This is a genomic window from Peribacillus sp. N1 (genome assembly GCF_054600815.1).
The window spans coordinates 92,768-99,708 of the sequence record NZ_BAAHZO010000010.1 but is presented as its reverse complement, the minus strand read 5'-3'; the positions used below and the strand labels follow the sequence as shown (position 1 = coordinate 99,708).

At 39.5% G+C, this 6,941-nt stretch carries 5 protein-coding genes; 2 read left to right on the top strand and 3 right to left on the bottom strand.

Annotation, left to right across the window (positions count from 1 at the left end; genetic code table 11):
- Nucleotides 1-605: 605 nt before the first annotated feature.
- On the top strand, nucleotides 606-1,364 hold the full coding sequence (locus ACYP5M_RS24965; RefSeq protein ID WP_459735661.1) for an alpha/beta hydrolase: 759 nt from the start codon (nucleotides 606-608) through the stop codon (nucleotides 1,362-1,364).
- An 82-nt stretch (nucleotides 1,365-1,446) separates the two neighbouring features.
- Nucleotides 1,447-1,617, top strand: coding sequence for a CsbD family protein (locus tag ACYP5M_RS24960; RefSeq protein ID WP_098866101.1), 171 nt, complete (start codon nucleotides 1,447-1,449; stop codon nucleotides 1,615-1,617).
- Between the two features lie 92 nt (nucleotides 1,618-1,709).
- Here the strand turns inward: ACYP5M_RS24960 and ACYP5M_RS24955 are convergent, their stop codons facing one another.
- The 3 genes from ACYP5M_RS24955 to ACYP5M_RS24945 form a co-directional block, all read right to left on the bottom strand.
- On the bottom strand, nucleotides 1,710-2,852 hold the full coding sequence (locus tag ACYP5M_RS24955) for a PP2C family protein-serine/threonine phosphatase (protein ID WP_101225714.1): 1,143 nt from the start codon (nucleotides 2,850-2,852) through the stop codon (nucleotides 1,710-1,712).
- A gap of 285 nt (nucleotides 2,853-3,137) precedes the next feature.
- Nucleotides 3,138-3,971, bottom strand: a complete 834-nt coding sequence (locus tag ACYP5M_RS24950) for a CheR family methyltransferase (RefSeq protein WP_101225713.1) — start codon at nucleotides 3,969-3,971, stop codon at nucleotides 3,138-3,140.
- 28 nt (nucleotides 3,972-3,999) lie between these two features.
- A complete protein-coding gene (locus ACYP5M_RS24945; protein ID WP_459735660.1) occupies nucleotides 4,000-6,804 on the bottom strand; it encodes a response regulator in 2,805 nt (934 codons plus the stop codon).
- Nucleotides 6,805-6,941: the final 137 nt, after the last annotated feature.

The window sequence follows — 6,941 nt, the reverse complement described above, 5'->3', positions numbered from 1 at the left end:
TGCTTTTTTGATAGTGTGTGCTCACTTAAAATTTAACGTTGGCGCTTTGTTTTGTTCAGTTTTCAAAGAGCAATTTCACAATCGTTCTTTCGAACGGCTGTTTATTCATCATAACATCTTATTGATTAGTTGTCAACTTCTGCGAAGTTTTTAACTAATTTTAAATCGCTGTGTTTTTCAGCGACCATTTCATCTTATCATTCTCATAGTAAGAAGTCAATAGTTATTATTTCTTTCAGCAATCAGCCAAAAGGCGATGAGGTTTTTCGTTTGTCTTAGTTGGTGCTTATTTATATTAATCCCATTTCAGTTTAAAGTCAACTCTTTTTTCCTTTTCTTTTATTTATACCCTGCAACCGGTTATTTTAGCTTCTTCTGTTTATCAACAATGCAAGGACAGTCCTTATATAATGGTAAGAATGGCAACAAACACGGGATAGACCTAACTAAGTATCTTTGTATCTTTTTTTAATGCCTGTTTATAATGAAATTTGGCATATAACCAAGTTGACTTCATAATTTTCATTATGATATTATATAACCAAGTAAAATAATCGGAATAGTTAATTTTAATTTAAGCATAGCAAATTAAAGGAGATGGGATTATGACAGCAGCAATGGTAATACCAGGTGCGGAACCTTTTTTCTTACCCGGCAATTCTATCGGCATTCTTATTTGCCATGGCTTTAACGGAACGCCACAAAGCGTAAGATATTTAGGTGAAAAATTTGCCACCAAAGGCTTTACTGTCTTCGCTCCTCGACTGGCGGGCCACGGGACGGATGAATATGAAATGGAAACGAGTACTTATCAGGAATGGATACAAGATGTTGAAATGGCTTATGCAAAATTAAAACGAACCTGCACCCATGTATTCGCCATCGGACAATCAATGGGAGGCGCCCTTGTTCTCGATTTAGCTACAAAAGTGGCTTGTGATGGAATTCTCACCATCAATGCCGCTCTCGAAGTCCCTGAATATGAAATATACCGTAACCAATCGGTTCCACGCTTCGTTCCTGAGGGCAAACCTGACATAAAAGACGATACAACTAAAGAAATCACAAATGACCAGGTTCCGTTAAAAGCGATTAATCAATTGCTTGATATAATGGAACATACCAGTCAAAAACTAATAGACGTTTCGTGCCCGATTCTTATCTTCCATTCTCCAGAAGATCACGTTGTACCAGACTCATGTTCCTACCAGATTTACGATACGGTCATGTCCGGGGATAAAGAGATGGCGCCCCTTGAAAATTCATATCATGTGGCCTCGTTGGATCATGACAAGGATCATATCATTGAACGGTCAAATCAGTTCATTCAAAGGTTAAGCAAAAGGGCTATAATCGCTTCTTAAACTCCTTTTTCTCCATATAAAACAGGTTTATCCGTACACTTCATGGGTATATACAGTATATAAAGAAAAAGGAGGTAACATGATGAGCGGTTTATCAGACAAAGTAAAAGGTGCTGTAAATAAAGTTAAAGGTGAAACGAAAGACCAAGTCGGAAACGCGAAAAATGATCCTCACTTACAAGCAGAAGGTAAAGTCGATAAATTAAAAGGCAATCTCCAAGATGGCATTGGTAAATTAAAAAATGACCGTTAATTGCAAATAGCCGAATATATGATTCACTCTCTTAACATATCCCCCCCTTTTATAGAGAAGAGGCGGCAGATAATCTGCCGCCTCTTCCTTGTTCAATTTGCTTGAATAACAACAACACACATATCATCCGGTTGATCTTGCTGCATTTCCGGGGACATCAAAAAATCGATAGGGGGAGATTCTTTACAATCGAACCATCTCGTCGAGACCGCTTCTTTTATTTGGTCGAGTCCTTCCGTCCCTTCTCGATCTATCGCTTCCATGACTCCATCCGTAAATAGCATGAGCTGAATCTTCTCTTCATAATGAATGACTGACTTCTCTATTTTCATTTCGGTGAAGAACCCAACAGGGCATGTCCCTTTTGAAAGCGAGGCCACTTTTCCATCGTCCATTAAAGCAAAGCCCGGAGGATGTCCGGCATTCACATATTCCACAGTCTTTTGCTCTGTATCAATGACCATATAAATCGCGGTAAAATAATAATGCACTGGATTATCTTCTTTATTAAGGGTACTCATCCAGCGATTCATTTCGTTTATTACTGCCACCGGATCAGTATGTATCCTGATGGCATCCCTCAATACGGAGGAAATGAACATGCACACAAGTGAGGCGGATATGCCATGCCCCATCATATCCAGCAGGATGATCCCATACCGACTTTCATCGATGCGATGCCAATAGTACATATCCCCTGCCAATTTATTCGCAGGTAAGTATGATGCCCTTATGGTTAAGTGATCATTTATAATGGGTTCACTTAATAAACCGCTTTGAACCTGCATGGAAAGATCCAATTCATTGCGGATTTTTTCATCCTGCATTTTATGCCAATCTTTTTCATATTTAAGTCTTAACCCCACGCGAATCCTCGCAAGTAAATCTATTTTATTGATAGGCTTCATAATGTAATCAATTCCGCCAACATCAAGTGCCTCGGCAACCTTGTTTGAATCTTCAAGGGCGGTCACAAAAATTACGGGTATATCTCTAAGGTGAGGAATGCTTTGAAGTCTCCTGCACGCCTCTATCCCATCGATCTCCGGCATCATGATATCGAGCAGAATGATATCAACTGAAGTCTCTTTAGGTTGCGGACTATCCACCTGTAAATATTCAAACATCTCAACAGCTGAAGTTAATGATAGAAAATCCGTATAGCCAGCTCGTTTTAGAATTTTCTCTATAACGAAAAGGTTAACCTGGTTATCATCTACGATTAAAATCGTCATTCTTTCATTCCCCTTTTGGCTTATATCGAGCGGCAACATTTATCTTTTTTATATGGATCAGTACTTTCATAAAGCTCCCTTAATAGGGATTTCCCTATTATATTATAACGAAGTTCAGTCTCTTTTAATAATAATAAACAACGGCAGTTATTCTATTTGGAGACCAACTCATTATTTATACCCCTTCTTCCGTCACCTTAAACATAGAAATGAAAAAAATCGAAAAATAATGCACTAAATTAAAAAGAAGGAGTCCGCTTATATGCGGACTCCTTCTTTTTCTTTTTACAATTTCCGATAAATTCGTTCCTTTGAGTCAAAGTCCTCATAATCTTCCGAAAAGGATGATGTATGAAGTGTTTCCTTGCTGCCAACCGCAAGGAAGCCGTCTTTACAAAGGCTGTCATAAAACAACTGATTAACATAGGTCTGCAATTCACCGGTAAAGTAAATCATCACATTCCGGCACATGATGATATGAAACTCATTGAACGAACCATCAGTAACTAAATTATGCTGGAAAAACACAATGTTTTTAAGGAGATTCGAATCAAGATAAGCATTTTGATAATCGGTTGTATAATACTCCGAAAATTCCTGGTTGCCTCCAGCTTGCAAATAGTTTTTCGTATAAGACTGCATTCTATTTAAAGGCAATATTCCTTTTTCCGCATGACGGAGGACTTCATCATTCATATCAGTGGCATAAATCCTCGCCTTATCATAAAGTCCTTCCTCCTTGAGGATGATCGCCATGGAAAAGGCTTCTTCACCGGTTGAACATCCCGCATGCCAAATTCTGATTTCCGGAAGTTTTTTCAGGAGCGGTACAATATTTAAACGAAAGGCTTTAAAGAAATCCGGATCGCGAAACATTTCAGTGACATTTATTGAAAAATCTCTCAATAGCTTCTCGACATACCCTTTTTCATATAAAACCATTTCAATCATTCCGCTGATCCTGCGAACATGGTCCAGTCTCATTCTATTTTCAACTCTTCTTTTTATTGAAGAACGCATATATTTGCGAAAGTCAAAGCCCGAAACGGAATAGACGGCCTCTAACAATAATTCGATTTCCAAGTCTTCTCTTTCTTCAATCGTTAATGTATCCTTCATGCAAAACCTTCCTTACCCGTACTATCAATCAATTAGTCAGCCATACCCTTAGGACTGATAGCAACTGATCCAATTTTAACGGCTTGCTGACATAGTCGGAAGCGCCGGCCTTCAGGCACTTTTCCCTGTCGCCTTTCATCGCTTTCGCAGTTAGCGCGATGATTGGAAGATCCTCGAACTTACTTTGCTCGCGAATTCTGGTCATCGTTTCGTAACCGTCCATGCCTGGCATCATGATATCCATCAAAATGACATCTATATTGTTTCCTTTTTCAAGGAGTTCCAAACATTCATAGCCGTTTTCAGCTGTAAGGATTTCCATCCCCTCATGCTTCAGCGCATTCTTCAGGGCAAATATATTACGGTGATCATCATCGACGACCAGTACTGTTTTATTGCAGAATGGTTTGGCCTTATCTCGATCTTCTTCATCCACTATAACTACATCCGGTTCTCCCTGACCGTCAAAAGGTGCGGCGGCAGAATCATCGTTGTTGGCTGCTGCCACTTCTGGAGAAGCAGCCATTGCTTCGCCGACATTTTTGAAGCCTTCTGGCATGCTTGGAATAAAGAAAGTAAAGGTACTGCCTTGCCCTTCCTCACTATCTACAATGACCCAGCCTCCCAGAAGTTTGGCGAACTCCCGGCAAATCGATAGCCCTAGTCCTGTACCGCCATATTTTCTCATTGTAGCTCCGTCACCTTGCTGGAACGCTTCAAAGATAAGTTTTTGCTTCTCTTTAGAAATTCCGATGCCCGTATCCGTCACCTTAATTTCAACCCAATTGCTAGCTCCTTTTGTCTGTATCCATTGTGCTACATTTTCTTCATCAGCCTTTTTGATTTGGACAGTCACAGAACCTTTTTCCGTGAATTTAAATGCATTGGATAATAGGTTTTTCAAAATTTGCTGGAAGCGCTGTTCATCCGTAAAGAAAATATCCGGAACGTTTTTACTTTTTTCTATTATAAAGTCAATGTTCTTTTTCTTCGCTACATGATCGAAATTACGGTGCAATTGCTCTGGAAGCTCACTCAAATTCATTTCGTCAAAGACTACTTCAAGCTTTCCGACTTCGACTTTCGATAAATCCAAAATGTCATTGATCAACGTTAATAAATCTTGACCTGATGAGTTAATGACCCGAGCGAATTCCTGTTGCTCTTCGTTTAATTTACTATCATTCGGATCTGAAAGCATTTCTGATAAAATCAGGATACTATTGAGCGGTGTCCGCAATTCATGGGACATATTTGCCATGAACTCGGATTTATATTTGGAACTTAACTTTAATTCCTCCGCTTGTTTTTCAAGATTCAATTTTGCGACTTGAAGCTCTTTCGATTTTTCTTCAGTTTCACGATTTCTTTCTTCTAATTGTTCATTGATCATTCGCAATTCCTCAGCCTGTGTTTGCAGTTCCTCCGATTGGGCTTGCATTTCCTCTGACTGTGATTGCAATTCTTCCGATTGAGCCTGTAACTCTTCGGTCTGTGCTTGTGATTCTTTTAATAAACGCTCTATTTCCATCCGGCCCTCAACATTATTAATCGTGATGCCCAGAGTATCAAGAACCTGGTTCAGGAAAGTTTTTTGCAGCTTCGTAAAGCTCTCCAAACTCGCCAGTTCGACCATCGCCACCACTTCACCCTCAAAAACGACCGGCGCAATGACAATGCTTTTCGGGTTTACTTCCCCTAATCCTGTCGTAACCAATTGAAAATCTTCAGGAATATCTTCAATGACTTTCGATTCCTTTTCAAGGGCGCATTGTCCTATCAAACCTTCGCCAAGACGGAATTCACGCCTGCCTGAATCTTCGCCATCTCCCGCAAAGCTTGCAAGCTTCACAAAACGCATATCCACGCCCTCGCCCCGTTTGACGTAAAAAGCTCCAATTGAAGCTCCCATCATCGGTGCAAGTCTTGTAATGAACCGGTCAGCCAGCACCTCCACATCAACAATGCGCTGATACATCGTAGCTATATCTGCAACACGGGTCTGGATCCAGTTCTGTTCACTGATCTTTTCGGTGAAATCTTTCTCTTTTTGATTATAGATTTCAAGCGATCCCGCCATTTCGTTGAACGATCTCGCTATATCACCAATTTCATCAGTAGTCCGAACCGGAACTCTCGGTATGACCGATAAATTTTTATAATCGATATTTTTGATGACCTTCGTAATCGATTGCAGATCTTTCGATGTACTGCGGATCATCCAAACAACCGTTACTGAAATAACCAAAATGCTGAGAATAACCGCAAAAATCACAAAACCAATCATATCTTCATAGGTTTGTTTCGAATTGTTTAAGGTATCGTTCATGACACCTTCCTGGTAATCCTTAAATTCATCCATCGTACTGATGACTTTCGTTCGTTTTTCCCTTTGGTCCTCCATCAGGCTTGAAAGATCATCCGAAGAGTTTCCCGATTTTATCTTTTGGATGATTTCAGCCTCCGTTATGGAGTAAGAAGCATATTGAGTCTCGAACTCTTTCAATAATTGCTTTGCTTTCGCCTTATTTAACGAACCTGATAACCCGGCAATTTTTGATTCAATCAAACTATGATTCTCATTGATGATTTCGAGGCTGTCTGCTCTTTCTTCTTTGTTTGCATCATTAGCTGCAAACAGGATCTCACGGTCCGACCTGGAAAAAAGCTGACGGATTTCCATCGAAGCTGAAACTTTTTCATAGCGATTTTCAACTATCTCAGTCATGCTGCTCTTTAAATTGTTAAGAGTAACCATCATGAAAGAAAGTAAAATAGCCAAGAAAAGCAAGATCAAACCAAATCCCAACATTTGCTTCTTCTTAAAACCCATTTTCCCGCCCACCTTCAATACTTATTTATACCAGCCATAAATAAACGGCATTGCAAAATAAATCTTAATACTATCATTAGTATTACTTTTGAAGAATTTCCTTATATTCTTTGAAACTTAAAATGATATATAGATAG

Excerpts from the sequence above, each read along its gene's own strand:
- ACYP5M_RS24960 (WP_098866101.1), top strand. The coding sequence starts at position 1,447 with ATGAGCGGTTTATCAGACAAAGTAAAAGGTGCTGTAAATAAAGTTAAA.
- ACYP5M_RS24950 (WP_101225713.1), bottom strand. The coding sequence starts at position 3,971 with ATGAAGGATACATTAACGATTGAAGAAAGAGAAGACTTGGAAATCGAA.
- ACYP5M_RS24965 (WP_459735661.1), top strand. The coding sequence starts at position 606 with ATGACAGCAGCAATGGTAATACCAGGTGCGGAACCTTTTTTCTTACCC.
- ACYP5M_RS24945 (WP_459735660.1), bottom strand. The coding sequence starts at position 6,804 with ATGGGTTTTAAGAAGAAGCAAATGTTGGGATTTGGTTTGATCTTGCTT.
- ACYP5M_RS24955 (WP_101225714.1), bottom strand. The coding sequence starts at position 2,852 with ATGACGATTTTAATCGTAGATGATAACCAGGTTAACCTTTTCGTTATA.